The sequence below is a fragment of the Acidovorax sp. YS12 genome, assembly GCA_021496925.1.
In the GTDB taxonomy this organism is placed as follows: Bacteria; Pseudomonadota; Gammaproteobacteria; order Burkholderiales; family Burkholderiaceae_C; genus Paenacidovorax.
Genome location: CP053915.1, coordinates 837,277 through 862,626, shown reverse-complemented (window position 1 = coordinate 862,626; position 25,350 = coordinate 837,277). Strand labels below are relative to the sequence as shown.

The window sequence follows — 25,350 nt, the reverse complement described above, 5'->3', positions numbered from 1 at the left end:
CGCCGTGGCAAGGTGCAGGTCGTGCAAGAACACGTGGGGGCGGACTGCGGGTTGGGTCACAAAGTGCAACAAAGTACGAAACTTGAGTTTAGCAGCCTTGTGCCGGGGTCCCGGGCTCGGCACCCGCCCGCAGCGCGGCGAGGGCCTGGGCGTCGGCCCGGTACAGCGCCAGGTCCGGGCCCGGGGCGAGCGCGCCGGCGCGCTCCAGCGTCTGCTGCACGGGCAGCTTCAGGCCGCTGACGTGCAGCGTGCCCGCGCGCGTGCGCAGCAGGCCGCGCAGGCGCGCGAACACCTCCACGCCCGTCACGTCGATGCGGTTGATGGGCTGGGCGAAGAGGCACAGGTGGCGCACTTCGGGGTGTGCGGCCAGGTGTTCGGCCACGTGGCGCTCCAGGCTGCTGGCCGAGGCGAAGTCCAGCGCCGCGTCCATGCGCAGCGCCAGCAGGCGCGGCGCCAGCGGCGGCAGTTGCCACAGGTGGCGGTCGCGCAGGCTGCCGTCGGGGTGCAGTCCGACCTCGATGATGCGCGGGTGCAGGCGCTGGTACAGGAAATGGCTCAGGTTCATCACCAGCCCGGCCAGCACGCCCCAGTACAGGCGCGGCGCCGTGGCCAGCGTGAGGGCAAAGGTCACGCCGCCGATGACGGCATCCACGCGCGAGACGCGCCACAGCCGCAGCAGCGCGCCGGGCTGGACCAGCCCGGCCACGGCCACCACCACCAGGGCCGCCAGCGCCGACTGCGGCACGTGGTACAGCAGCGGCGTGAGCCACAGCAGCGTGACCAGCACCAGCGCGCAGGCAAACAGCGTGGCCCAGCCGCTTTGCGCGCCCGCGTAGAGGTTGATGGCCGAGCGCGAGAACGAGGCGCTGGTGGCGAAACTGCCGCACAGGCCCGAACTCATCTTGGCCAAGCCGTGGGCGATCAGGTCCTGGTTCTCGTTCCAGCGCGTGCCGCTGCGCTGGTGGTCCACCTTGGCGCTGGAGGCGGTCTCCAGAAAGCTCACCAGCGTGATGATGAGCACGGGCATGAGCAGGCTGCCGAGTTCGTCCCAGCTGGGCCAGCCGGGCCAGTAGAGCGCGGGCAGCCCTTCGGGCAGCGTGCCCACCACGGCGCCGCCGCGGTCGGCGAAGCCCGTGGCCCATGCCAGCACGCCCGCCAGCGCCAGTACCACGAGCGCGCTGGGAAAGCCTGGGCGCAGGCGCCGCGCGCCCAGCAGCAGCGCCAGGCTGCCCAGGCCGAGGCTGGCTGCCAGCGGGTCGAAATGGTGCAGCGACGGGCTCGCGGCCAGCGCATGCCAGGTGGTGCGCAGCCCGAGCAGCGCGGGCAGTTGCGAGGCCAGGATGAGCAGCGCTGCCGCCTGCGTGAAGCCGGTGAGCACCGGCGAAGTCACCAGGTTCAGCAGCCAGCCGAAGCGCACCGCGCCCAGCACCAGCTGCAGCAGGCCCGACAGCAGCGCGATCCACACCGCCAGCGCCACCCAGTGTGCGCTGCCGGGCTCGGCCAGCCCGGTGAGCGAGGTGCCGATGAGCAGGCTGCTCAGCGCCGTGGGCCCGACGCCCAGGCGCGTGGAGGAGCTCCACAGCACGGCCACCAGCGCGGGCACGAGCGAGGCGTAGATGCCGGTCACCAGCGGCATGCCCGCGAGCTGCGCGTAGGCCACGCCCTGCGGCACCAGCATTAGCCCCACGGTGATGCCGGCCCAGAATTCGCCCCGCAGCAGGGTGCGGCTGGGCCGGGGCCAGGCCAGGAAGGGAAACCAGCGGGTCAGGGATGCATGCGCCATGCCGTGATTGTCGGGGCCTCTTTGCCGCGAGCGCCTGCGCGGGGGGATGCGGCCCCGTCCTACAGCCGATTCGGCGGCGTCCGACCGCCTGCGGCCGCGTGGGGCCGTACAGTGCGGCCATGGATTTTCATTTCAACGAGCACCAAGGAGTAATGCACATGAACTACCGCCAACCGACCCAACGCATGGTGAGCCTCCTGGCCGTCAGTGCCCTGGCCCTGGGCTTGGCCGCCTGCGGCAAGAACAACGAGGAGCAGACTGTAGGCCAGAAGCTCGATGCCGCCGTTGCCAAGACCGAGCAGGCCGCCGCCGATGCCCAGCACAAGGCGGAGCAGGTGGCTGCGGACGCACAGCGCAAGACCGAACAGGCCATGGAGACCACCACCGCCAAGGTGGAAGACGGCGCCGCCAAGGCCGAGACCGCCCTGAAGGACGCTGGCGATGCCGCCAAGGATGCGGCCGGCAAGGCGCTGGGTGTGGCGGACGACGCCGCGATCACCGCCCAGGTGGCCGCCGGCTTGGCCAAGGACCCCGAACTGAGTGCCCTGAAGATCAACGTGGATACCAAGGGCGGCGTGGTCACCCTCAGCGGCCCGGCGCCCACGGCCCAGGCCAAGGAGCGCGCCACCGGCATCGCCAAGGGCGTGAAGGGCGTGGGCGGTGTGAACAACCAGCTCACCGTGCAGGCGGGCTGATGCCGCACCGGCGCGCGCGCCCTGGCGGGCCGCGCGCTACGATGCGGGCATGAACGATTCCACGCCCGACATTCGCACCCGCATCGTCCACCACCCCTACCAGCCGCCCGAAGGTTTCGTGGCACCCCAGCCCGGGGTTTTCAAGGCTTCCACGGTCATTTTTCCCAACGTCGCCGCCATGCGCGAGCGCGAGTGGAAGGACAAGACAGGCTACACCTACGGCCTGCACGGCACCCCCACCACCTACCAGCTGGAAGAGCGCCTGGCCACCCTGGAGGGCGGGCGGCAGTGCCTGCTGGTGCCCAGCGGGCTGGCCGCGCTGGCCACCGTGGCGCTGGCGCTGCTGCGCACGGGCGACGAGGTGCTGATCCCCGACAACGCCTACGGCCCGAACAAGGCGCTGGCCGAGGTGGAGCTGGCGCACTACGGCATCCGCCACGTGCTGTACGACGCCATGGACCCGCAGGATCTGGCCGCCAGGATCACTCCCGCCACGCGCCTGGTGTGGCTGGAGGCGCCGGGCTCGGTCACGCTCGAATTCCCCGACCTGCCCGAGCTGGTGCGCGTCTGCCGCACGCGCGGCGTGTGCACGGCGCTGGACAACACCTGGGGCGCGGGCCTGGCCTTCGCGCCGTTCGACCTGTGCGGCGACGGCAGCCTGGGTGTGGACGTGTCGGCGCACGCGCTCACCAAGTACCCCAGCGGCGGCGGCGACGTGCTCATGGGCAGCATCGTCACGCGCGATGAGGCGCTGCACCTGAAGATCAAGCTCGCCCACATGCGCCTGGGCCTGGGCGTGGGCGCCAACGACGCGGAGGCCGTGCTGCGCGCGCTGCCCAGCATGGCGCTGCGCTACCGCGCGCACGACCAGGCCGCGCGCGAACTGGCGCGCTGGCTGGGCACGCAGGCCGCCGTGGCGCAGGTGCTCCATCCCGCGCTGCCCGGTGCGCCCGGGCATGTGCACTGGCAGGCGCTGTGCGGCCCGGCGGACGCGGCGGCAGGGCTGTTCAGCGTGGTCATCGACGCCCGCCATTCGCAGGCGCAGGTGGACCGCTTCTGCGACAGCCTGCAGTTGTTCAAGATCGGCTACAGCTGGGGCGGGCCCATGAGCCTGGTCATGCCCTACGACCTGGCCAGCATGCGCCAGCGGCCCACGCCGCACCTGTGCGCGGGCACGGTGGTGCGCTTTTCCATCGGCCTGGAGGCGCAGGAGGACCTGCGCCGCGACCTCGCGCAGGCGCTGGCTCAGGCGTTTGGCAACGAATCGGCATGACCCGCCGGGGTGCGCTCGCCTGGGATGGCGCGCTTTGACCAGGCGCGGGGGGGGGGCTATACGCTTTTAGCGTATGATCCGGCCATGCTCACCGTCAGCGAAACCCGCGCATTCATTCGCACGATGGAGGGCATTTGGGGCGATGGTGAACGCTCGGAGTTCATCAACTGGATTGCAGCCAATCCCCAGGCCGGTGATGTGATCGTTGGCTCCGGCGGCCTGCGCAAGGTGCGCTGGTCACATCCGGGGCAGGGCAAGCGTGGCGGTGTGCGGATCATCACCTACGTGCTCGCCGAAGATGGGCAGGTATGGCTGCTGATCGGATACACCAAGGCCAAATTCGACAACCTGCCCACGGAATTCCTGGTGGCTTTGCCCGAGGAGATAGACGATGCCCAAGAAGATCGACCCTGAAATGCAAGCCTTCCAGGCCGACCTGCTGGAAGCGGTGCGCGACATGAAGGCTGGCCGTGCGGCATGTGCCACGCAGGTCAAGCTGCCGGATGCCGCCGATGCGCGCGCACGGGTGGGGCTGTCGCAATCGCAATTCGCCGCGCTGCTGGGTGTGTCGGTGCGCACGCTGCAGAACTGGGAGCAAGGCCGATCCCAGCCTTCCGGGGCGGCGCAGACCCTGATTCGGGTCGCCATGGCCGCGCCGCAGGTGCTGCGCGCGGTGGTGTGATCCGCGCACAAGAACGCGCGCCAACGAACCAGGTGCGGACTCCTGTTTCGATAGCTGCCAGCGCTTTCCAGATAAGCGCCAGGGCCTGTTTCACCACTGTTTGGCAGCGATGCGGGCAGGCTGGCCCATCAGGTGCCAGCTCGGTAGTTTCCTTGATGGCCGTCAATACGCAACGCGGCTAAGGTGGGCACACCGCCACTGCCGCCGCGCCGCCGGTTTCCGCCATGACCGCCCCTGCTGCACAACCTCCCGCACCACGGAGTTCGCACGTGGTGCTGCGTCCCCTCGGCATGGGGGCGCCGCTGCGCTGGCTCGCCCTGGGCCTGCGCGATATGGCGCGTGCGCCCGCCGTGGGGCTGTTCTACGGCGCGTGCTTCTGGCTCATGGCCGCCGTGCTGGGCTGGGTGTTCCGCACGCAGCCTGAATACACCATGTCGATGGCCAGCGGCTGCCTGCTGCTGGGGCCTTTCCTGGCCATGGGGCTGTACGACGCCAGCCGGCGCCACGAGGCGGGCCAGGCGGCGCACCTGGGCCAGTCGCTGGTGTGCTGGCGCAGCCATATGGGCAGCATGGGCATGCTGGTGCTGGTGTTGATTGTGCTGGAGCTGCTGTGGGGGCGCGCCTCGCTGGTGGTGTTCGCGGTGTTCTTCAACACCGGCATGCCGTCCACCACGGGCGTGGCGCAGGCCGTGTTCAATCCCGAGAACTGGGAGTTCGTGGCGGTCTACACGGTGGTGGGCGGCGTGTTCGCGGCGCTGGTGTTTTCCAGCACGGTGGTATCCATTCCCATGATCCTGGACCGCGACACCGACGCCATGACCGCCGCCATCACCAGCATGCGCGTGGTGCTGGAGAACCCCGGCGTCATGCTCTGGTGGGGCGCGCTCATCACGCTGCTGGTGGGGCTGTCGCTGTGGCCCTGGGGCGCGGGCCTGCTGGTGACCGGGCCGCTGCTGGGCCACGCGAGCTGGCACGCCTACCGCGCGGCCCTGGAGCCCATGGCGCCTATGGAGCCCGTGTCGTCAGAGTAGCTTCTTCAAGGCGGGCCAGACGTTGTCCAGCATCGTCGGCTGCGCCTGCGCCGTGGGGTGGATGCGGTCGGCTTGGAACAGCCTGGCCGGCTCCGGCCCGTCGGCCACGCCCTGCAGCAGGAAGGGCACCAGCGCCGCCTTCTGCGCCTGGGCCACGGTCTGGAACAGCGTGGCGAAGCGGCGCGTGTAGTCGCCGCCGTAGTTCGGCGGCACCTGCATGCCCACCAGCAGCACGCGCGCGCCGGCCTGGCGGGCCGCCTGCGCCATGGCGGTCAGGTTGTCCTCGGTGGATTGCAGCGGCAGGCCGCGCAGCGCGTCGTTGCCGCCGAGTTCGATCACCACGATGCCAGGGCGGTGCTGGGCCAGCAGCGCGGGCAGGCGCGCGCGGCCGCCAGCGGTGGTGTCGCCGCTGATGCTGGCGTTGACCACCTCGGCGGCGATCTTCTGCTGCGCCAGCCGCTGCGCCAGCAGGGCGACCCAGCCCGTGCCGCGCGCCAGCCCGTACTCGGCGCTCATGGAGTCGCCCAGCACCAGGATGGTGGCGCCGCGCGCGCCCTGGGCGGCGGCGGCATGCCCCCCCGCGGCGGCGGCTGCCAGGCTCAGGATAAAGTCACGCCGATCCACCGTTCCCATCACCACGCTAGGCCTTTCATGTCTGATTCCACTTCCCCGCCGCTGGTCGCGGTCGAGCATGTCTTCAAGTCGGTGTCGGATTCCACCGGCACGCTCGACATTCTGCGGGATATCGATTTCCGGCTGGCGGCGCGGGAAACCGCCGCCATCGTCGGCGCCTCGGGCTCGGGCAAGAGCACGCTGCTGTCCATCATCGCCGGGCTGGATACGCCCACGCGCGGCACCGTGCGGCTGAATGGACAGGACCTGTTCGCGCTGGATGAAGACGCGCGCGCCGCGCTGCGCGCGCGCCAGGTGGGCTTCGTGTTCCAGAGCTTCCAGCTCATGGGCAACCTCACGGCGCTGGAGAACGTGATGCTGCCGCTGGAACTCGCCGGGCAGCGCGACGCGCGCCGGCAGGCCACCGAGATGCTGGGCCGCGTGGGCCTGGGCCAGCGCCTGGGGCACTACCCCAAGGTGCTCTCGGGCGGCGAACAGCAGCGCGTGGCGCTGGCGCGCGCCTTCGTCGTGCAGCCCGCGTTGCTGCTGGCCGACGAGCCCACGGGCAGCCTGGACTTCGCCACCGGCGAGAGCGTGATGCGCCTGATGTTCGACCTCAACCGCGAACGCGGCACGACCCTGGTGCTGGTGACGCACGACCGAGGCATTGCCGCGCAGTGCGAACGCTGCATCACCATCGAGGCCGGGCGCGTGGCGAGCGACGAAGCAGCGCCTGTGGCCTGATACTCCCCCTGAGTACTATCTTTCTTGCGCTTGATGAAAAAGCGCTATAAGCCCTATACTCCCCCCATGTATCCCGTGCAGTGGATGCCGGAGCGCCTGCCATGCCCCATTCCGCCGAAGAAAAGAAGCGCGTCGTCGCGCGCCTGCGCCGCATCCAGGGGCAGGCCGCCGCGCTGGAGCGCGCGGTGCAGGCCGGCACCGAGTGCGGCGCGCTGCTGCAGCAACTCGCCGCGCTGCGTGGCGCCGCCACCAGCCTGATGGCCGAGGTGTTCGACAGCCACCTGCGCGAGACCTTCGGCCATGCCGGGGCGCCGGACGAACTCGACCGCCTCTCGCGCCTGGCGCGTTCCTTCCTCAAGTAACTTTTTCCAGGAGATCCGTCCATGAAATCCCGTGCCGCCGTTGCCTTCAAGGCTGGAGAGCCGCTGCAAATCGTCGAGATCGACGTGGCGCCGCCGCAAAAGGGCGAGGTGCTGGTGCGCATCACCCACACCGGCGTGTGCCATACCGATGCCTTCACCCTGAGCGGCGACGACCCGGAGGGCCTCTTCCCCGCCGTGCTGGGCCACGAGGGCGCGGGCATCGTCGTCGAGGTGGGCGAGGGCGTGACCAGCGTCAAGCCCGGCGACCATGTGATCCCGCTCTACACCGCCGAGTGCGGCGAGTGCCTGTTCTGCCAAAGCGGCAAGACCAACCTGTGCGTGGCCGTGCGCGCCACCCAGGGCAAGGGCGTGATGCCCGACGGCACCACGCGCTTCTCGTACAACGGCCAGCCGGTCTACCACTACATGGGCTGCTCCACCTTCAGCGAATACACGGTGGTGGCCGAGGTGTCGCTGGCCAAGGTGCATCCCGATGCCAACCCCGAGCAGGTGTGCCTGCTGGGCTGCGGCGTGACCACGGGCCTGGGCGCGGTGAAGAACACCGCCAAGGTGCAGGAGGGCGACACGGTGGCCGTGTTCGGCCTGGGCGGCATCGGCCTCGCGGTGATCCAGGGCGCCAAGCTGGCCAAGGCCGGGCGCATCATCGCCGTGGACACCAATCCGGGCAAGTTCGACCTGGCGCGCACCTTCGGCGCCACCGACTGCGTGAACCCCAAGGACTTCGACAAGCCGATCCAGCAGGTGATCGTCGAGATGACGGGCTGGGGCGTGGACCATTCGTTCGAGTGCATCGGCAATGTCAACGTGATGCGCGCAGCGCTGGAGTGCGCGCACCGCGGCTGGGGCCAGAGCGTCATCATCGGCGTGGCGGGCGCGGGGCAGGAGATCTCCACGCGCCCGTTCCAGTTGGTGACGGGCCGCAAGTGGCTGGGCACGGCCTTCGGCGGCGTCAAGGGCCGCTCGCAATTGCCGGGCATGGTGGAGGACGCCATGGCGGGCAAGATCCAGCTCGAACCCTTCGTCACGCACACCATGCCGCTGACCGGCATCAACGAAGCCTTCGACCTGATGCACGAGGGCAAGTCGATCCGCAGCGTGGTGCACTACGCCTGATCGCCGCCTGGATTTCAAGCAAAAACGGCTCCAGCGCTTATCTAGAAGGCGCTGGCAGCTATTCAATCAGGAGCAAATCAGCGATGGAACGCATCGAACACCATGCCAGCTTTGGCGGCCGCCAGGAAGTGTGGAAGCACGCCAGCCGCGCGCTGGGCTGTGAAATGCGGCTGGGCGTGTACCTGCCGCCCGCAGCCCTGGCGGGCGAGCGCTGCCCGGTGCTGTACTGGCTCTCGGGCCTGACCTGCACGGAGCAGAACTTCATCACCAAGGCCGGCGCGCAGCAGCACGCGGCGCAGCACGGGCTGATCCTGGTGGCGCCGGACACCAGCCCACGCGGCGCGGATGTGGCCGACGACCCGGGCTACGACCTGGGGCAGGGCGCGGGCTTCTACCTCGACGCCACGCAGGCCCCCTGGGCGCCGCACTTCCGCATGGAGGACTACGTGGTGCACGAGCTGCCCGCGCTGGTGGAGCAGCACTTTCCCGCCACGGAGAAAAGAGCGCTCTTCGGCCACAGCATGGGCGGGCACGGCGCGCTGACGCTGGCGCTGCGCCACCCGGGGCGCTACGCCAGCGTGTCGGCCTTCGCGCCCATCGTGGCGCCCTCGCAGGTGCCGTGGGGGCAGAAGGTGTTCGCTGCCTACCTGGGCGACGATCGCACCGCCTGGGCCGCGCACGACGCGGTGGCGCTGGTCGCCACGGCCCGGGAGCGCCTGCCGCTGCTCGTGGACCAGGGCGAGGACGACGAATTCCTGCCCCAGCTGCAGCCCGAGCTGCTGCGCGCCGCCTGCAGCCAGGCCGGCCACCCGCTTACGCTGCGCCTGTGGCCGGGCTACGACCACAGCTACTATTTCATCGCCAGCTTCATCGGCGAGCACGTGGCGCACCACGCGCGGGCGCTGCGCGGCGCTTAAATCAGGCTTGCGCCGCCGGCAGGATCGCCACCGCCGCCTCGGCCGTCAGCAGGCGGAAGGTGAGCGTCTCCTCCAGGTACAGCTTCACGTGCGTCTCGCTGTGGCTCAGGTAGCCGATGGCGAGGTCGCTGCCCAGGTGCAGCTCGAAGTCGCCGCCGCGCGTGGAGAGCACGTAGGCGCCTTCGATGGCCGGGGCCCAGAGGATGTTCTCGCTGCCGATCAGGCGCTGGATGTGGTTGATGACCGGGTAGCCCCTGTCGTTGGCCTCCTGCAGCGCGGTGTACACGTCGGCGCCGAGCACGGCGGCGTAGGGGCCGTCCACGCCCGCCAGCTTGAGCTGCTTGAGCGCGGCGGCGATGGCGTCGGGGTACTCGGTGGCGGCGGTGGGCAGCGGCAGCACGGGGTTGGACGTGCCTTCGCGGATGCCCTCGATGCCCGCTGCCGCGTAGCCCAGGAAGATGGCCCGGTCCTCGGCGTAGGCCAGTTGCTCGGCCGCGTCCTTGGCGGGCTGCCAGTCCGAATCCTGGGCGCCGCGCTCCACGTCGTCGATGGCCTCGCGCGACAGCTCGAACGGCACGCGCAGCTCCACCAGCGGCTTGACGATGCGCTGGCGCGCCGTCACGCCGGGCTGCGGCGGCGCGAGCGTGGCCAGGTGCCCGGTGCCGATGGCGGAGCACTTGGCGCCGGCCTCGGCCAGCGCCACGTCCACGGCGCGGCGGCCGGCAAGGTTGCGGCGGAAGGTGCGCGCGACTTCTTCCTCGATCTGCGCCCAGGCGGCGTCGGAAATGGGGGCGAGGGCACGGTGCAGGTTGTTCATGGCGGGACTCCGTAGAAAAAAGGCAAACAGGCGGGAGAGATTACTGCGGCTGGCCCTTGAGCGAGCCGATAGCCAGCACCGGCGCGGCCTGGCTGGCCTGGCCTGGCGCGCTGGCGGCCGCGGGCGCTGCGGGGTTGCCTTCGGCCAGGGCTTCGAGCTGCGCCTGCGCGGGCACGAAGAACAGCGTGCCGGTCACGGCGCGGCTGTAGTCGAGCAGGCGGTCGTGGTTGCCCGGCGGGCGGCCGATGAACATGTTGGCCAGCATTTGTTCGGTCACGGCCGGGTCGCGCGCGTAGCCGATGAAGTAGGTGCCGTACTCGCCGCGCGAGGGCGTGGCGAAGGGCAGGTTGGCGCGCACGATGGCCAGCTCGTTGCCGTCTTCGTCCTCGACCACGTTCAGGGCGACGTGCGAGTTGGCGGGCTTTACCGCGTCGGGCAGTTCGATGTCGTCGTGCTTGGTGCGGCCGATCACGCGCTCCTGCTCCTCGGCCGGCAGGGCGTTCCAGGCCGCCATGTCGTGCAGGTACTTCTGCACGATGGCGTAGCTGCCGCCGGCGAAGGCCGCGTCCTCGGCGCCGATGCAGGTGGCCTCCAGCGCCTCGCGGCCCTCGGGGTTCTCGGTGCCATCGACGAAGCCCACCATGCTGCGCGCGTCGAAGTAGCGAAAGCCGTGCACCTCGTCCACCGGCTGCACCGCGCCCTCCAGCGCGCGCATGGCCTGCATGGCCAGCTCGAAGCACATGTCCACGGTCTGCGCGCGGATGTGCAGCAGCAGGTCGCCCGGCGTGGCGGGCGCGTGGTGCCGGCTGCCGCGCAGTTCCTTGAACGGGTGCAGGCCGGCGGGCCGGGGCGCGCCGAAGAGCCGGTCCCAGGCGTCCGAGCCAATGCCCACGACCAGCGACAGCCGGTGCTCCGGCAGGCGCCGACCCACGCTGCGCGCCAGGCCGGCCGCGTTGCCCAGGAAGCCGCGCACCGCGTCTTCCGCCGCCGCGCCGGGGGCGATGGCGAGCACGATGAAATGCGCGGCCATGCCCTGCGGCTGTGTCACGGCCTGGGGTTCGGGCAGGGCGGCGGCGGGGGAGGGGGTCTGTGCTTCTGTCATGGTTTTTCAGCGGGGGCGGGGGTACGGGCAAGTCTACCCGGCCGGTGCCGCCGGATAATCGCGCCCATGTCTGCCTCCACCCCCAAAGTCCTGTTCGGCTTCCACGCCGTGGGCGTGCGCCTGAAGACGGCGCCGCAATCCGTCATCGAGATCTACTACGAGCCCACGCGCCGCGACGCGCGCATGCGGCAGTTCATCGAGCGCGCCAAGGAGGCCGGGGTGCGCCTGATCGAGGCCGACGGCCTGCGCCTGTCCAAGCTGGCCGGCAGCCACGGCCACCAGGGCGTGGCCGCGCGCGTGGAGGCGGTGGCGCAGCAGCGCTCGCTGGACGAACTGCTCGACCAGCTCGAAGCCGACGGCGTGGCCAACCCGCTGCTGCTGGTGCTCGACGGCGTGACCGACCCGCACAACCTCGGCGCCTGCCTGCGCGTGGCCGACGGCGCGGGCGCGCACGCCGTGATCGCGCCCAAGGACCACGCCGTGGGCATCAACGCCACGGTGGCCAAGGTGGCCAGCGGCGCAGCCGAGACAGTGCCGTACTTCATGGTGACCAACCTGGCGCGCACGCTCACCGAGCTGAAGGAGCGCAACATCTGGGTCATCGGCACCAGCGGCGATGCCGGCAAGACCCTGTACCAGGTGGACCTCAAAGGCCCCGTGGCCCTGGTGCTGGGCGCCGAGGGGCCGGGCATGCGCCAGCTCACGCGCAAGACCTGCGACGAGCTGGTCGGCATTCCCATGCAGGGCGCGGTGGAGAGCCTGAACGTCTCCGTGGCCAGCGCCGTGTGCCTGTACGAGGCGCTGCGCCAGCGCGGGGGGTAGGCCGGTGGACGTGGCGCGGGTGCGCGCCTGGCTGCAGGCGGCCCGGCGCATTGCCGTGCTCACGGGCGCGGGCATGAGCGCCGAGTCGGGCGTGCCCACCTTCCGCGATGCGCAAACTGGCCACTGGGCCCGGTACCGTCCCGAGGACATGGCCACCGAGGCCGGCTACCGTGCCCAGCCCGGCCTGGTCTGGCGCTGGTATGCGCACCGCCGCGCGCTGCTGCGCGGCGTGGCGCCGAATGCCGGGCACCTGGCGCTGGCGCATTTCGCGCAGCGCCACCCCGGGCGCCTGGCGCTCATCACCCAGAACGTGGACGGCCTGCACCAGCAGGCCGGCAGCCCGGACGTGCTGTGCCTGCACGGCGACCTGTTGGCCGACCGCTGGCTCGACCCGCCGCGCCCCTGCTGCCATTTGGAAGATGCCGCCGCCGGCGAGCCGCCGTACTGCAGCGGCTGCGGCAACCTGCTGCGCCCCGGCGTGGTCTGGTTTGGCGAAGCCTTGCCGCTGGCCGTGCTGGAGGCGGCGCAGCAGGCCGCGCGCGCCTGCGACCTGATGCTGGTGGTGGGCACGGCGGGCGCCGTCTACCCCGCCGCCGGGCTGGCGCGCCTGGCGCGCGATGCCGGGGCGCGCGTGGCGGTGCTCAACCCCGCGCCCAGCGAACTCGACGATGCCGCCCATGCCGTGCTGCGCGGCACGGCGGCGCAATGCCTGCCGGCGCTGCTGGCGCCCGAAACCAAGGAGTGACGCCATGCCATTGCCCCCCACGGCCCTGCTGGGCATCGCCATCGTGGCCGAGGTTGCCGCCACCACGGCGCTCAAGGCCTCCGACGGCTTCACGCGCCTGCTGCCCAGCGTGGTGTGCGTGCTGGGCTACGGCCTGGCGTTCTACATGCTGTCGCTGGTCATGAAGAGCCTGCCCACGGGCGTGGTGTACGCCGTGTGGTCCGGGCTGGGCATCGTCCTCATCTCGGCCCTGGGCTGGCTCCTGCACGGGCAGAAGCTCGACCTGGCGGCGCTGCTGGGCATCGGCCTCATCGTGGCCGGGGTGGCGGTGATCCAGCTGTTCTCCAAGACGGCGGCGCATTGACGCCAGCATCGCTGGGAATTCAGAGTAAAAAAAAGGCTCCAGCCCTTTGCAGTCAAGCGCTAGCAGCTATTAATAAAAGAGCAAAAACGCGTTGACGCCAGTGTGCGCCTGCCGCCATACTCGCGCCGTGCACATCTCTTTACAGCAACTGCGCCAGCGCTGGGGGCGCCGCGCGCTCCATGCCGCGCTGGGGCTGCTGCTGGCCGCCCTGGCGCTGGCCGAGCTGCAGGGCCTGCACCTGCTGGAGGCGCTGGACAACCGCTTCGGCGACGTGCTGCTGCGCTGGCATGCGCAGGGCAGGGTGCCGCCGCAGGACGTGGTCATCATCGACATCGACCAGCCCTCGCTCAAGGACCCGCAGATGTTCGAGCTGGCCGGCGCCTGGGCCTGGCCGCGCGTGATCCATGCCGAGCTGATCACCGCGCTGGCGCGCCAGCAGCCGCGCGCCATCCTGCTCGACCTGATCCTTTCGCCGCCCGACCGCTTCCGCCCGGAGAACGATGCCGCGCTGGCCGAGGCCCTGGCCTTCGAGCGCGCCTACGTGCCCATGGTCCTGCTGGAGGATGCGGCCCAGCAGGCGCCGCTGGCGCTGGCGCCGCCGGCCATGGGCATCCGCCCCGGGCCGGGCGCGCAGCCTGATGCGCGCTACGGCATCGACGGCCCCACGGCGCTGCCGCCCGAGGTCTGGCGCACCGGCTACATCAACTTCATCAAGGACGACGACGGCATCGGCCGCAGCACCGAGCTGGGCCGCGACGTGCAGGGCTGGTGGATTCCGCACCTGCTGGGCCGCGTGGCGCACGACCTGGGGCTGCCGCAGCCGCCGCAGCCGCGCTTTCGCCTGCACTGGTATGGGCGCGAGTTCACGCGCATTCCCTACGCCCGGGCCTACTTGGCCACGCAGACGGGCGACGGGCAACTGCCGTTCGACGCGCGCGGCAAGGTCATCATCATCGGCGCCACCGCCAGCGGCCTGCACGACTTCGTGCCCACGCCGGTGGCCGCGACCACGCCCGGGCCCTTCGTGCTGGCCACGGGCGTGGCCAACCTGGCCCAGGGCGATTGGCTGCGGCCCGCGCCGGCCTGGGCCAGCCCGGCGCTGGCGCTGGGCCTGGTCGCGGCGCTGGGCCTGGCGTTCGCCGCACGCCTGCCGCAGGCGGCCACCATGGCCGGGTTCGCGCTGGCGGTGCTGCTGGCCCTGGCCGGGGCGCTGGCGGCGCTGCAGGCGCAGGTGTACTGGATTCCGGTGTCGGCCCTGGTGCTGGGGGGCGTGGCGCTGCTGGCGTTCGGCCTGCTGTCGGCGCGGCTGGAGATGGCGCAGCGCCGCCACGTGCAGGCCATGTTCGCGCGCTTCGTCGATCCGCGCATCGCCACCGCGCTGTCGGAGCCGGCCCAGGTGGCGCAGGCCCAGGTGTCGGCCAGCCGTGAGGTGACGGTGCTGTTTTCCGACATCCGGGGCTTCACCAGCCTGTCGGAGCACCGCCGGCCCGAGGAGATCGTGGCGCTGCTGAACCGCTATTTCGAGATGCAGGTCGAGGTGATCTTCCGCCACCAGGGCACGCTCGACAAATTCATCGGCGACGCCATCATGGCCTTCTGGGGCGCACCCATGGCGCAGCCGCAGCACGCCGTGCTGGCCGTGCAGGCCGCGCTGGGCATGGCCGAGGCGCTGGAGCGCTTTGCCGGCGACCTGGCGCGCGAGGACCCGGCGGTGCGCTTCGCCATCGGCATCGGCGTGCACACCGGCCCGGCGGTGGTCGGCTTTCTGGGCACGCCGCGCCGCCTGGACTACACGGCCATCGGCGACACCGTGAACCTGGCCAGCCGCATCGAGGGCTGCACCAAGGGGGTTGCCACGGTGCTCGTTTCCGAGGCGACGCGCGCACAATGCGGCGAGGCGTTCGATTTCATCGACCGGGGGGCCTTCGAGGTCAAGGGCCGGGAACAGGCGGTGCGGTTGTTTGAGCCGCGCCCCAGGCGCTGCAACGGGGAGCCCGCATGATTCGCTGCGTTGAAAACCATAGCAAAGAGAGGTTCCTATGAAAATTGCCACCGTCCGGCGGCTCGCCGCCGCCACCGTGCTCGCGCTGGCAGGCTGGGCCCAGGCCCAGTCGCTGCAGGTGTCCACGGCCACCGAGCTGCGCGCCAGCCCGGTGCTCAATGCCAAGTCGCTGGCTGCGCTGCCCGTGGGCGCGCAGGTGGAGCAATTGCAGCAGCAGGGCGGCTGGCTGCGCGTGCGCTTCAAGGGCAGCGAGGGCTGGGTGCGCTCCACCCACGTGCGCTCGGCCGCCGCCGCCGCGCCTTCGGCGGGGGGCAACCCGCTGACGGGGATTTCGGGCGTGTTCAGCGCCAGCAGCAACACCCCGACGGCCACGACCGGCACGCGCGGCCTGACGCAGGAGCAACTGGCCAACGCCCAGCCCGCGCCCGCCGAGGTCAGCCGCATGGAGGGCTTTGCCATCAACGCGGCCCAGGCCCAGCAGTTCGCCCAGGGCGGCAAGCTCAAGGCGCAGCCGATTCCCGCCTACACAGGAGCTGAGCAATGAACACGCGACGCTGGAAAATCGGGGCGGCCGCGCTGGCCGCGGCCTTCTTGCTCCCGGGCTGCGAAACCATGCCCAACGTCGGCGGCGGCGCCGGTGGACTGGCGGCGGCCCTTGGCGGCGCCATGGGCGGCAGCGGCAATTCGGCCGGCATGGCCAATGGCATCCAGGACGTGGTCAGTGGCGCCTCGGCCGTGTTCAAGGACTATTCGCCGCAGGAGCAGCGCGCACTGGGGCAGGAGTTCTCCTCGGTGCTGCTGGGCGCGCGCCCCCTGCTGCGCAACGATGCGGTGCAGCGCTACGTGAACCAGGTGGGCTGGTGGGTGGCGCTGCAGGCCGAGCCGCCCAAGGACAAGGACGGGCGCGACATCCAGTTCGCCTGGCGCTTCGGCGTGATCGACTCGGACGCCGTGAACGCCTACGCCACGCCGGGCGGCTACGTGTTTGTTACCGTGGGGCTGCTGCGCAAGCTGAACAACGAGGCCGAGCTGGCCGGCGTGCTGGCCCACGAGGTGGCGCACGTGGTGCGCGGCCATTATCTGAGCGCATTGAAGAAGGGCGGCTTCGCGCAGATCGCGGGTGGGATCGTGCAGACGCAGACGCGCAACGGCGGCGCCATGACGGCCGCCATGGTCAACGCCGTGCGCAACCTGTACGCCAAGGGGCTGGACCAGTCCGACGAGTTCGACGCTGACCGCCAGGGCCTGCTGTACGCCGCGCGCGCGGGCTACCAGGCCAACGGCCTGCCGAAGGTGCTGCGCATGTACGCGGCCAGCGGCTCGGGCAGCGACGCCAACTACCAGATGCTCTTCAGCACCCACCCGGCCCCGGCCGAGCGCGCCAGCAGGCTGGAGCCGCTGCTGGGCAGCAAGTTCGCCGCGGCGTCGAACGTGACCAACGAGGCGCGCTATCTGGCGATGCGCCGCAAGCTGTAGCAGCGCCTGTTCGCCCTACCAAAGCAAACAGCCCGCATCTGCGGGCTGTTTCACGTTGTGGGGCAGGCGCTTTCAGGCGTAGGTGTTGACCTGCGTGCCCAGGGTGCCCGATGCGGCGAGCTGCTGCGGCTGGGGCAGGGTCTGGAGCAGCTGGGCTGCTGCGTTTTCCTGCATGTCCATGGACTTTTTCAGCACGTTCACCTGCACCGCGTTGGCGGTCTCGGCGTTCTTCATCGCGGTGGCGGTGTGCATGATGCTGTTGGAAAGGCTGACGTCCATGGCGGTCTCCAGTAAAGGCTTGCCCCATTATCGGCGGCGGCGCGGGGTTCTTGAGCGTTTTCAGCGCGGATCGCTCCAGCCCGCGCGTCCCTGGCAGCCGTCGTTGATGCGCTGCACCAGCGCGGGGGCGTCCGGCTCGGGCAGGCGCCACTGCAGCGCGACCAGCGCCGTGCCGTGCTCCACGCCGAGCAGTTCCGCCTTGGCGGCGGCGATTTCGCGGCGCAGCAGGCCCTCCAGCGCGTAGGGCACTTCGCAGCGCAGCGTGGCCATGCGCTGCAGCGTGACCTTGGGGGCGGTGAGCAGCGCCTGGGCCACGCAGTCGGTGTAGGCGCGCACCAGGCCGCCCGCGCCGAGCTTGACGCCGCCGAAATAGCGCACCACGGTGGCCAGCACGCCTTCCAGCGCCTGGTGGCGCAGCACGTCGAGCATGGGACGGCCGGCGGTGCCGCTGGGTTCGCCGTCATCGACGGCGGCCGACTGGCCGCCCGCGAGCAGCGCCCAGCAGACGTGCGCCGCCCCCGGGTGCTGCTGCCACAGCGCATCGACCGCGGCCTGGGCGCTGGCGCGGTCGGGCATCGGCTGCACGCAGCCGATGAAGCGGCTTTTCTTGATGATCAGCTCGCTGTGCGCGGGGGCGGCCAGGGTCTGGGCCATCAATGACCGAGGTAGGCCTTGCGCACGTCGTCGTTCTTGAGCAGGTTGGCCCCGGTGTCCTCCAGAACGAGGCGGCCGTTTTCCAGCACGTAGCCGCGGTCGGCGATCTGCAGCGCGCGGTTGGCGTTCTGCTCGACCAGGAACACCGTCACGCCATCGGCGCGGATGGCCTGGATGATCTCGAAGATCTGCGCGATGATCAGCGGCGCCAGGCCCAGCGTCGGCTCGTCCAGCAGCAGCAGGCGCGGCCGGCTCATCAGCGCGCGGCCGATGGCCAGCATCTGCTGCTCGCCGCCCGACATGGTGCCGGCGCGCTGGCCGGCCCGGTCGCGCAGGCGCGGGAAGAGCTTGAACACGTGCTCCATGCCGGCGGCGATTTCGTCCTTGGCGAGGAAGAAGCCGCCCATCTGCAGGTTCTCGACCACCGTGAGCGCCGGAAAGACGCGCCGCCCCTCGGGCGAGATGGCGATGCCCTTGCGCATGATGAGGTGCGAGGACTGGTTGGTGATGTCCTGCCCCTCGAACAGCACGTTGCCGCCGCTGGCGCGCGGGTTGCCGCACACGGTCATCAGCAGCGAGGTCTTGCCCGCGCCGTTGGACCCGATGAGCGAGACGATCTCGCCCTGGTCGACGTGCAGGCTCACGTTGTTGACGGCGCAGATCGCGCCGTAATGGGTGCTGATTCCTTTCAGCTCCAGCATGGCTTGCATCATTCTTCTCCCAGGTAGGCCTTGATCACGCGCTCGTCGTTGCGGATCGCTTCGGGCGTTCCCAGGGCGATGGGGCGGCCGTGCTCCATCACCAAGATGCGCTCGGACACGCCCATCACCAGGCTCATGTCATGCTCGATCAGCAGCACCGCCACGCCGTACTGCTGGCGCAGCTGCTCGATCAGGCCCTGCAGGTCTTTCTTCTCCTGGGGGTTCAGGCCGGCGGCGGGCTCGTCGAGCATGAGCACGCGCGGCTGCGTGACCATGCAGCGCGCAATCTCCAGGCGCCGCTGGTGGCCGTAGGCCAGGTTGCCAGCTTCGCGGTTGGCGAACGCGCGCAGGCCCATGTAGTCGAGCCAGTGCAGCGCGTTGTCCAGGGCCTTCTGCTCGCTCTCGCGGTAGCCGCGCGTCTTGAACAGGCCGGGCAGCAGGCCGGTGCGCAGGTGGCGGTGCTGGGCCACCAGCAGGTTTTCCAGCGCCGTCATGTGCTTGAACAGGCGCACGTTCTGGAACGTGCGCACCAGCCCGTGCTGCGCCACCGTGTGGCTGCCCAGGCCGGCCAGGTCCTGCCCCTGCAGGCTGATGCGGCCGGTGCTGGGGCGGTAGAAGCCGCTGATGCAGTTGAACACCGTGGTCTTGCCCGCGCCGTTGGGCCCGATGATGGCGAAGATCTCGCGGTCCTTGACGCCGAAGGCCACGCCATCGACGGCCAGCAGGCCGCCAAAGCGCATGCTCAGGCCATCGACTTGCAAAAAGCTGTTGCCGGCCATCACTTCACCTCCACCTGGTGGCGCTGCATGGGCAGCAGGCCCTGCGGGCGCCACACCATCATGAGGATCATGACCAGGCCGAAGATCAGCATGCGGTACTCGGCGAACTCGCGCGCCAGCTCCGGCAGTACGGTGAGCAGGATGGCAGCCAGGATCACGCCCAACTGCGAGCCCATGCCGCCCAGCACCACGATGGCGAGGATCAGCGCCGACTCGATGAACGTGAACGACTCGGGATTCACGATGCCCTGGCGCGCCGCAAAGAAGGCGCCGCCGAAGCCCGCGAACATGGCGCCCAGCGTGAAGGCCGAGAGCTTGATCTTCATCGGGTTCAGGCCGAGCGAGCGGCAGGCGATCTCGTCCTCGCGCAGCGCCTCCCAGGCGCGGCCGATGGGCATGCGGATCAGCCGGTTGGAGATCCACAGCGTGGCCACGGCCAGCGCCAGCGCCATCAGGTACAGGAAGATCACCATGTGCATGGAATTGAATTCCAGCCCGAAGAACTGGTGGAACGTGGTGCCGCCTTCCACGCTGGGGCTGCGGGCCAGCTCCAAGCCGAAGACCGAGGGCTTGGGGATGCTGGAGATGCCGTCCGGGCCGCCGGTCCAGTCGGTGAGGTTGACCAGCAGCAGGCGGATGATCTCGCCGAAGCCCAGCGTCACGATGGCCAGGTAGTCTCCGCGCAGGCGCAGCACCGGAAAGCCGAGCACGAAGCCGAACAGCGCGGCCGCGGCGCCGGCCAGCGGCAGGGCTTCCCAGAAGCTCCAGCCGGCCCAGTGGAACAGCAGCGCATAGGTGTAGGCGCCGACGGCGTAGAAGCCGACGAAGCCCAGGTCGAGCAGGCCGGCGAAGCCGACGACGACGTTCAGTCCCAGGCCGAGCATGACGTAGATCATGGCCAGCGTGGCGATGTCCACCGCGTTGCGGCCGGCGAAGAAAGGCCAGGCCACGGCCAGCAGCAGCGCGGCGGCGATCCAGATGCTGCGCTGGCGCGCTGGAATGGCGGGCAACTGGAAGCGCGGCAGGCGCATGCTGCTGCTGGACAGCAGGGGGCGCAGCATCTGCACCACGAAGACCAGCAGGCAGGCCCAGGCCACGGTGCTCCAGTTCTGCTGGATCACGGTGCGCATGCCGGCGCGCTCCAGGTGCAGGCCGAAGATGGGCGTGACCACCACGGCGGTGAGCACGGCGGCCGTGAGCGCGTGGGCGAGGTTCTGGCGCCAGGTGGGGCGCGTGGAGGTGTGGATGGCGGCGCTCATCAGACTTTCTCCACCTCGGGTTTGCCCAGCAGGCCGGTGGGGCGGAACAGCAGGATCAGCACCAGCAGGCCAAAGGCCACGATGTCCTTGTATTCCGACGAGATGTAGGCGGCGGCGAACGTCTCGGCCACGCCCAGCAGCACGCCGCCCAGCATGGCACCGGGAATGCTGCCGATGCCGCCGAGCACCGCCGCCGTGAAGGCCTTGACGCCGACGATGAAGCCGATGAACGGATTGAGCTTGCCCACGGCCAGCGCGATCAGCACGCCGCCCACGGCCGCCAGCATGGCGCCGAGGATGAAGGTGAACGAGATCACGCGGTTCACGTCGATCCCGAGCAGGCCGGCCATGTGCATGTCCTGCGAGCAGGCGCGCGAGGCGCGGCCCATGCGCGAGTGCTTGATGTACAGCGTGAGCGCGATCATCAGCACCACCGTCACTGCGATGATGAGCACGCGGGTGTAGGGCACGAAGATCTCGAAGCCGTCTTCGGCGCCGAAGCGCAGCGCGCCGGGCAGCAGCGAGGGCACGGCCATGTCGCGCGCGCCCTGGCCCAGGGCGACCCAGTTCTGCAGGAAGATCGACATGCCGATGGCCGAGATCAGCGCCACCAGGCGCGGGCCGTTGCGCACGGGCTTGTAGGCGACCTGTTCGACCACGAAGCCGTACACGCCCGTGACGAGCACGGCCATGAGGAGCATCAGGCCGATGACCACGGCCACCGGCAGGCCGCTTTGCGTGCCGATGGCCGCGAGCGTGACCAGGCCCGCATAGGCGCCGATCATGTAGATTTCGCCGTGCGCGAAGTTGATCATGCCGATGATGCCGTACACCATGGTGTAGCCGATGGCAATCAGCGCATAGATCGCTCCGAGCGACAGGCCGTTGAAGAGCTGTTGTACCAGCTGCGGCAGGAGTTCAGACATCCTGGGCCTCTCGATAAAGAGAAGAAAACGAAGAAGGGGGATACCCCGGAAAATACGAAGCCCCGACCACCGCTGTCCCTTGTGGGGTGGGTGTCGGGGCGGGGAAAAGAACGTGTTTACGACCTTTTCATGGTGCCCGTTGCCCCGCAAAGGCGGCAGGTGCAAGGCGCAAAGCGCAGCCGGGCTGGTGGCCCGGCGAGCATTTGCAACGCCGCAGATGCCGCCTTTGCGGGGCAACCCTCCGGGCAAGGCAGCCAAGCGCCGCACCCGTCGTTGCGCACCTTGGCCAGGCCGCCAGCATGGCCAGCGGCGCGCGCCTAGGTTGCGGCGCTTTGCTGCCTTGCGGGCACCATGAAAAGGTCGCAAACACGTTCTATGCGCTTACTTGGCGACCGACTTGGTGCCGTCCTTGTGCCACTGGAACACCTGGAAGTCGAAGGACTTCAGGTCGCCGCCCTTGTTCCAGCTCACGGGGCCGATGGGCGTCTCGAACGTGGCCTTGTGCATGTGATCCGCAACCTTGGCGGGGTCGTCGCCCACGGCCTTGATGCTGTCGATGATGACCTGGGCCGCAGCGTACGACGACAGCTGGAAGGCGCCGGCGGCGTCGCGCTTCTTGTCCTTGAAGGCCTTCACGATGGCGGCGTTCTTGGGGTTGGAGGCGAAGTCGGCGGGCAGCGTCAGCAGCATGCCTTCCACGGCCGGGCCGGCGATGGCGTTCACTTCGGGGTTGCCCACGCCCTCGGGGCCCATCATGCGCACCTTCAGGCCCTGCTCGGAGGCCTGGCGCAGCAGCAGGCCCATTTCGGGGTGGTAGCCGCCGTAGTAGACGAAGTCCACGCCCGCGCTCTTGAGCTTGGTGATGACGGCGGAGTAGTCGCTGTCGCCGGCATTGATGCCTTCGAACAGCGCCACGGCCACGCCGGCCTTCTTCAGGTCGTCGCGCACCGAGGCGGCGATGCCCTGGCCGTAGGACTGCTTGTCGTGCAGCACGGCGACCTTCTTGGGCTTGACGTGTTCGGTGATGAACTTGGCGGCGGCGGGGCCTTGCTGGTCGTCGCGGCCGATGGTGCGGAAGATGAAGTGGTAGTTCTTGCCCTCGGTCAGCGCGGGCGAGGTGGCCGAGGGGGTCACGACGACCACGCCCTCGTTGTTGTAGATTGGCGCGGCGGCGATGCTGGCGCCCGAGCACACGGGGCCGACCACGTAGTGGATCTTGTCGTTGATGACGCGGTTGGCGGCCACCGGGCCTTGCTTGGGCTCGCAGGCGTCGTCCACGGCCACGATCTCGATCTTCTTGCCGTTGATGCCGCCGGCGGCGTTGGCCATTTCAACCGCGGTATTGACACCTTCCTTGACCATGTCGCCGTACTGGGTGACGGGGCCCGTGCCGGGGCCGACCACGGCGATCTTGATCTGGGCATGGGCGCCTGCGGCGAACAGCGCGCCGGCCATTCCGAGGGCTGCTGCCACGGTCTTCATGCGAAAGGGGGTATTCATGGTGTCTCCTGGTACCTGGATGAACAAAAAGGCGCTGGCACGAAAACTCTTGGTTTTTTTGCCCGCCTGAGCGAAGACCGCAAGTCTACCGTTTTCCATGGGGGCTCCTTTTCGCGCTGGATCAAGGAGAAACCCCAGGCCAGCCCCGCCAAGGCCCGGCCCACTACACTGGCGCGCCCGCCCACGCTCCCCCCGCCAGCCCACCTGCCAGCCATGAACGCCCCCGTAGACGTTTCCTTTTTCCCGCGCGACGCCAAGCCGCTGGGCAGCTACCGCCCCTATTGGGCCAAGCGCTTCGGCACGGCGCCGTTCCTGCCCATGAGCCGCGAGGAGATGCAGCAGCTCGGCTGGGACAGCTGCGACGTGGTCCTGGTGACCGGCGACGCCTACGTGGACCACCCGAGCTTCGGCATGGCCGTGATCGGCCGCGTGCTGGAGGCGCAGGGCTTTCGCGTGGGCATCATCGCCCAGCCCGACTGGCACAGCAGCGAGCCGTTCATGGCCCTGGGCCGGCCGAACCTGTTCTGGGGCGTGACGGCGGGCAACATGGATTCCATGATCAACCGCTACACGGCGGACCGCAAGATCCGCAGCGACGATGCCTACACCCCCGGCGCCGAGGGCAGCCGCCGCCCCGACCGCGCCGCCATCGTCTACAGCCAGCGCTGCCGCGAGGCGTACAAGGACGTGCCGATCGTGCTCGGCGGCATCGAGGGCTCGCTGCGCCGCATCGCCCACTACGACTACTGGAGCGACAAGGTGCGCCGCTCCATCGTGGTGGACAGCAAGTGCGACCTGCTGCTGTACGGCAACGCCGAGCGCGCCCTGGTCGAGATCGCGCACCGCTTGGCCGCGCGCGAGCCCGTGGAGCGCATCACCGACGTGCGCGGCACCGCCTTCGTGCGCCGCCCGGGCGACGACACCGGCCAGGGCTGGTTCGAGATCGACTCCAGCACCGTGGACACGCCGGGCCGCATCGACGCGCTCATCAACCCCTACCAGACCACCAGCGAGCAGGCCTCGGCCCAGGGCGCCAGCTGTGCGCAGGGCGATGCTCCTGATTCAGGAGCTGCCAGCGCTTGCGGGACAAGCGCTGGAGACCAAAAAGACGCCCAACCCGTGGCCCAGCCGCTGCGCTTCGTGCCCAACCCGGCGCTGGCCGCGCGCCGCAGCCTGCCGCCGCGCGACAAGAGCGTGGTGCGCCTGCCCAGCTACGAGCAGGTCAAGAGCGATCCGGTGCTCTACGCCCACGCCAACCGCGTGCTGCATCTGGAGACCAACCCCGGCAACGCCCGCGCGCTGGTGCAGGCGCACGGCGAGGGCGCCACGGCGCGCGACGTGTGGCTCAACCCGCCGCCGATCCCGCTCACCACGGCCGAGATGGACCAGGTGTTCGACCTGCCGTACGCGCGCAGCCCGCACCCGCGCTACGCCGACGAGCACGGCCGCCACGACGGCGTGACCAAGATCCCGGCGTGGGAGATGATCCGCTTCTCCATCAACATCATGCGTGGCTGCTTCGGCGGCTGCACCTTCTGCTCCATCACCGAGCACGAGGGGCGCATCATCCAGAGCCGCTCGGAAGACTCCATCCTGCGCGAGATCGAGGACGTGCGCGACAAGGTGCAGGGCTTCACCGGCACCATCTCCGACCTGGGCGGCCCCACGGCCAACATGTACCGCCTGGGCTGCCGCAGCCCTGAGATCGAGGCCGCCTGCCGCAAACCCAGCTGCGTCTTCCCCGGCATCTGCCAGAACCTGACGACCAACCACGATCCGCTGATCCGCATCTACCGTCGCGGCCGGGCGCTGCGCGGCATCAAGAAAATCCTCATCGGCTCCGGCCTGCGCTACGACCTGGCGCTGCGCTCGCCCGCGTACATCAAGGAACTGGTGCAGCACCACGTGGGCGGCTACCTGAAGATCGCCCCCGAGCACACCGAGGCCGGGCCGCTGTCGAAGATGATGAAGCCGGGCATCGGCAACTACGACCGCTTCAAGGTGCTGTTCGAGAAGTTCACCGAGGAGGCGGGCAAGAAGCAGTACCTGATCCCGTACTTCATCGCCGCGCACCCCGGCACCAGCGACGAGGACATGATGAACCTCGCCGTCTGGCTGAAGAAGAACGGCTTTCGCGCCGACCAGGTGCAGACCTTCTACCCCAGCCCCATGGCCACCGCCACGGCCATGTACCACTCGGGCTACAACCCGCTCAAGGGCGTGCACCGCGACGAACGCGGCGAGCGCGTGGACATCGTGCGCGGCGAGAAGCGCCGCCGCCTGCACAAGGCCTTCCTGCGCTACCACGACCCGGCCAACTGGCCGCTGCTGCGCGAGGCGCTCAAGGCCATGGGCCGCGCCGACCTGATCGGCAACGGCAAGCACCACCTGATCCCGACCTTCCAGCCCATGACCGGCTGCGGCGCCAAGGCCGGTGCCGCGCCCCAGGGCAAGGGCGGCGGACTCGGCTACACCGTGAACAAGGACGGCAAGGCCGTGGCGCTGCGCCGCCGCCCGCAGGAGGCGCAGGAGCCGCAGGGCGACGTGCGCTTTCGCCGCGCCGATCCGCGGCCCGGGCAGGTGCTCACGCAGCACACCGGCCTGCCGCCGCGTGCGACGGGCGCGGCCAAGCCACGGAAGAAGGGGCGGTAGCCGGATCGGGGACGCATGCCGCCGGCAGCTTCATGAACTGGCGCTATTTTTTCAGTAGCT

The 25,350-nt window shown here is 69.9% G+C and carries 27 protein-coding genes; 16 read left to right on the top strand and 11 right to left on the bottom strand.

Annotated features, from left to right (window positions below; translation table 11 throughout):
* Nucleotides 1-88 precede the first annotated feature (88 nt).
* Complete coding sequence (locus YS110_04090; GenBank protein ID UJB64005.1) at nucleotides 89-1,783, bottom strand: SulP family inorganic anion transporter; 1,695 nt, start codon at nucleotides 1,781-1,783, stop codon at nucleotides 89-91.
* A 158-nt stretch (nucleotides 1,784-1,941) separates the two neighbouring features.
* Here YS110_04090 and YS110_04085 point away from each other — a divergent pair, with 158 nt between their 5' ends.
* The 5 genes from YS110_04085 to YS110_04065 all read left to right on the top strand — a co-directional run bounded on the left by YS110_04085 (nucleotide 1,942) and on the right by YS110_04065 (nucleotide 5,464).
* Nucleotides 1,942-2,478 carry a BON domain-containing protein gene (locus tag YS110_04085; protein ID UJB64004.1) on the top strand — a complete coding sequence of 179 codons (537 nt, stop codon included), beginning with the start codon at nucleotides 1,942-1,944 and terminating at the stop codon, nucleotides 2,476-2,478.
* A gap of 49 nt (nucleotides 2,479-2,527) precedes the next feature.
* Nucleotides 2,528-3,751, top strand: coding sequence for a PLP-dependent transferase (locus YS110_04080; protein UJB64003.1), 1,224 nt, complete (start codon nucleotides 2,528-2,530; stop codon nucleotides 3,749-3,751).
* A gap of 84 nt (nucleotides 3,752-3,835) precedes the next feature.
* Nucleotides 3,836-4,165, top strand: a complete 330-nt coding sequence (locus YS110_04075) for a transcriptional regulator (protein UJB64002.1) — start codon at nucleotides 3,836-3,838, stop codon at nucleotides 4,163-4,165.
* Nucleotides 4,155-4,433, top strand: coding sequence for a helix-turn-helix domain-containing protein (locus tag YS110_04070; GenBank protein ID UJB67339.1), 279 nt, complete (start codon nucleotides 4,155-4,157; stop codon nucleotides 4,431-4,433). The genes YS110_04075 and YS110_04070 overlap by 11 nt, the downstream gene beginning before the upstream one ends.
* Nucleotides 4,434-4,723: 290 nt before the next feature.
* Nucleotides 4,724-5,464: a DUF2189 domain-containing protein gene (locus YS110_04065; GenBank protein ID UJB67338.1), complete on the top strand. Its 741-nt coding sequence runs from the start codon at nucleotides 4,724-4,726 to the stop codon at nucleotides 5,462-5,464.
* Here YS110_04065 and YS110_04060 read toward each other — a convergent pair.
* Entirely contained in the window at nucleotides 5,456-6,097 is a 642-nt protein-coding gene (locus YS110_04060) for an arylesterase (protein ID UJB67337.1), read from the bottom strand. The genes YS110_04065 and YS110_04060 overlap by 9 nt on opposite strands.
* Nucleotides 6,098-6,115: 18 nt before the next feature.
* On the opposite strand from YS110_04060, the gene YS110_04055 reads away from it, so the two are divergent.
* The 4 genes from YS110_04055 (at nucleotide 6,116) to fghA (ending at nucleotide 9,233) form a co-directional block, all read left to right on the top strand.
* Nucleotides 6,116-6,820, top strand: coding sequence for an ABC transporter ATP-binding protein (locus tag YS110_04055; protein UJB64001.1), 705 nt, complete (start codon nucleotides 6,116-6,118; stop codon nucleotides 6,818-6,820).
* Between the two features lie 101 nt (nucleotides 6,821-6,921).
* Nucleotides 6,922-7,182 (top strand): metal/formaldehyde-sensitive transcriptional repressor, encoded by a 261-nt coding sequence (locus YS110_04050; GenBank protein ID UJB64000.1) that lies wholly within the window; start codon nucleotides 6,922-6,924, stop codon nucleotides 7,180-7,182.
* A gap of 21 nt (nucleotides 7,183-7,203) precedes the next feature.
* A complete protein-coding gene (locus YS110_04045) occupies nucleotides 7,204-8,316 on the top strand; it encodes an S-(hydroxymethyl)glutathione dehydrogenase/class III alcohol dehydrogenase (GenBank protein ID UJB63999.1) in 1,113 nt (370 codons plus the stop codon).
* A gap of 83 nt (nucleotides 8,317-8,399) precedes the next feature.
* On the top strand, nucleotides 8,400-9,233 hold the full coding sequence (gene fghA / locus YS110_04040; GenBank protein UJB63998.1) for an S-formylglutathione hydrolase: 834 nt from the start codon (nucleotides 8,400-8,402) through the stop codon (nucleotides 9,231-9,233).
* A 1-nt stretch (nucleotide 9,234) separates the two neighbouring features.
* Here fghA and YS110_04035 read toward each other — a convergent pair whose 3' ends face one another.
* Together YS110_04035 and YS110_04030 are read right to left on the bottom strand one after the other, a co-directional pair.
* Nucleotides 9,235-10,050, bottom strand: coding sequence for a bacteriocin family protein (locus YS110_04035; protein ID UJB63997.1), 816 nt, complete (start codon nucleotides 10,048-10,050; stop codon nucleotides 9,235-9,237).
* Between the two features lie 40 nt (nucleotides 10,051-10,090).
* Nucleotides 10,091-11,152: a Dyp-type peroxidase gene (locus tag YS110_04030; protein UJB63996.1), complete on the bottom strand. Its 1,062-nt coding sequence runs from the start codon at nucleotides 11,150-11,152 to the stop codon at nucleotides 10,091-10,093.
* 66 nt (nucleotides 11,153-11,218) lie between these two features.
* Between YS110_04030 and rlmB the strand changes: the two genes are divergently transcribed.
* From rlmB to YS110_04000, 6 genes are all read left to right on the top strand, one after another.
* Nucleotides 11,219-11,974, top strand: a complete 756-nt coding sequence (gene rlmB / locus YS110_04025; protein UJB63995.1) for a 23S rRNA (guanosine(2251)-2'-O)-methyltransferase RlmB — start codon at nucleotides 11,219-11,221, stop codon at nucleotides 11,972-11,974.
* Between the two features lie 4 nt (nucleotides 11,975-11,978).
* Complete coding sequence (locus tag YS110_04020; protein ID UJB63994.1) at nucleotides 11,979-12,719, top strand: NAD-dependent deacylase; 741 nt, start codon at nucleotides 11,979-11,981, stop codon at nucleotides 12,717-12,719.
* A gap of 4 nt (nucleotides 12,720-12,723) precedes the next feature.
* Nucleotides 12,724-13,062, top strand: a complete 339-nt coding sequence (locus YS110_04015; GenBank protein ID UJB63993.1) for a QacE family quaternary ammonium compound efflux SMR transporter — start codon at nucleotides 12,724-12,726, stop codon at nucleotides 13,060-13,062.
* Nucleotides 13,063-13,189: 127 nt separating this feature from the next.
* Nucleotides 13,190-15,064: an adenylate/guanylate cyclase domain-containing protein gene (locus tag YS110_04010; protein ID UJB63992.1), complete on the top strand. Its 1,875-nt coding sequence runs from the start codon at nucleotides 13,190-13,192 to the stop codon at nucleotides 15,062-15,064.
* Nucleotides 15,065-15,101: 37 nt separating this feature from the next.
* Nucleotides 15,102-15,608, top strand: coding sequence for an SH3 domain-containing protein (locus YS110_04005; GenBank protein ID UJB63991.1), 507 nt, complete (start codon nucleotides 15,102-15,104; stop codon nucleotides 15,606-15,608).
* A complete protein-coding gene (locus YS110_04000) occupies nucleotides 15,605-16,540 on the top strand; it encodes a M48 family metalloprotease (protein UJB63990.1) in 936 nt (311 codons plus the stop codon). The genes YS110_04005 and YS110_04000 overlap by 4 nt, the downstream gene beginning before the upstream one ends.
* 72 nt (nucleotides 16,541-16,612) lie before the next feature.
* Here the strand turns inward: YS110_04000 and YS110_03995 are convergent, their stop codons facing one another.
* From YS110_03995 to YS110_03965, 7 genes are all read right to left on the bottom strand, one after another.
* Entirely contained in the window at nucleotides 16,613-16,819 is a 207-nt protein-coding gene (locus YS110_03995) for a YjfB family protein (protein ID UJB63989.1), read from the bottom strand.
* 60 nt (nucleotides 16,820-16,879) lie between these two features.
* Nucleotides 16,880-17,473 (bottom strand): YigZ family protein, encoded by a 594-nt coding sequence (locus YS110_03990; protein ID UJB63988.1) that lies wholly within the window; start codon nucleotides 17,471-17,473, stop codon nucleotides 16,880-16,882.
* The gene (locus YS110_03985; protein ID UJB67336.1) at nucleotides 17,473-18,183 is read right to left on the bottom strand and encodes an ABC transporter ATP-binding protein; all 711 of its coding nucleotides are present in this window, start codon (nucleotides 18,181-18,183) and stop codon (nucleotides 17,473-17,475) included. Before YS110_03985 ends, YS110_03990 begins: the two co-directional genes overlap by 1 nt.
* Nucleotides 18,183-18,953: a high-affinity branched-chain amino acid ABC transporter ATP-binding protein LivG gene (gene livG, locus YS110_03980; GenBank protein UJB63987.1), complete on the bottom strand. Its 771-nt coding sequence runs from the start codon at nucleotides 18,951-18,953 to the stop codon at nucleotides 18,183-18,185. Before livG ends, YS110_03985 begins: the two co-directional genes overlap by 1 nt.
* Entirely contained in the window at nucleotides 18,953-20,212 is a 1,260-nt protein-coding gene (locus YS110_03975) for a high-affinity branched-chain amino acid ABC transporter permease LivM (protein ID UJB63986.1), read from the bottom strand. The genes livG and YS110_03975 overlap by 1 nt, the downstream gene beginning before the upstream one ends.
* Nucleotides 20,212-21,138 (bottom strand): high-affinity branched-chain amino acid ABC transporter permease LivH, encoded by a 927-nt coding sequence (gene livH, locus YS110_03970; protein ID UJB63985.1) that lies wholly within the window; start codon nucleotides 21,136-21,138, stop codon nucleotides 20,212-20,214. Before livH ends, YS110_03975 begins: the two co-directional genes overlap by 1 nt.
* Nucleotides 21,139-21,519: 381 nt before the next feature.
* A complete protein-coding gene (locus YS110_03965) occupies nucleotides 21,520-22,638 on the bottom strand; it encodes a branched-chain amino acid ABC transporter substrate-binding protein (GenBank protein ID UJB63984.1) in 1,119 nt (372 codons plus the stop codon).
* Between the two features lie 213 nt (nucleotides 22,639-22,851).
* On the opposite strand from YS110_03965, the gene YS110_03960 reads away from it, so the two are divergent.
* Complete coding sequence (locus YS110_03960; GenBank protein ID UJB63983.1) at nucleotides 22,852-25,290, top strand: YgiQ family radical SAM protein; 2,439 nt, start codon at nucleotides 22,852-22,854, stop codon at nucleotides 25,288-25,290.
* Nucleotides 25,291-25,350 lie beyond the last annotated feature (60 nt).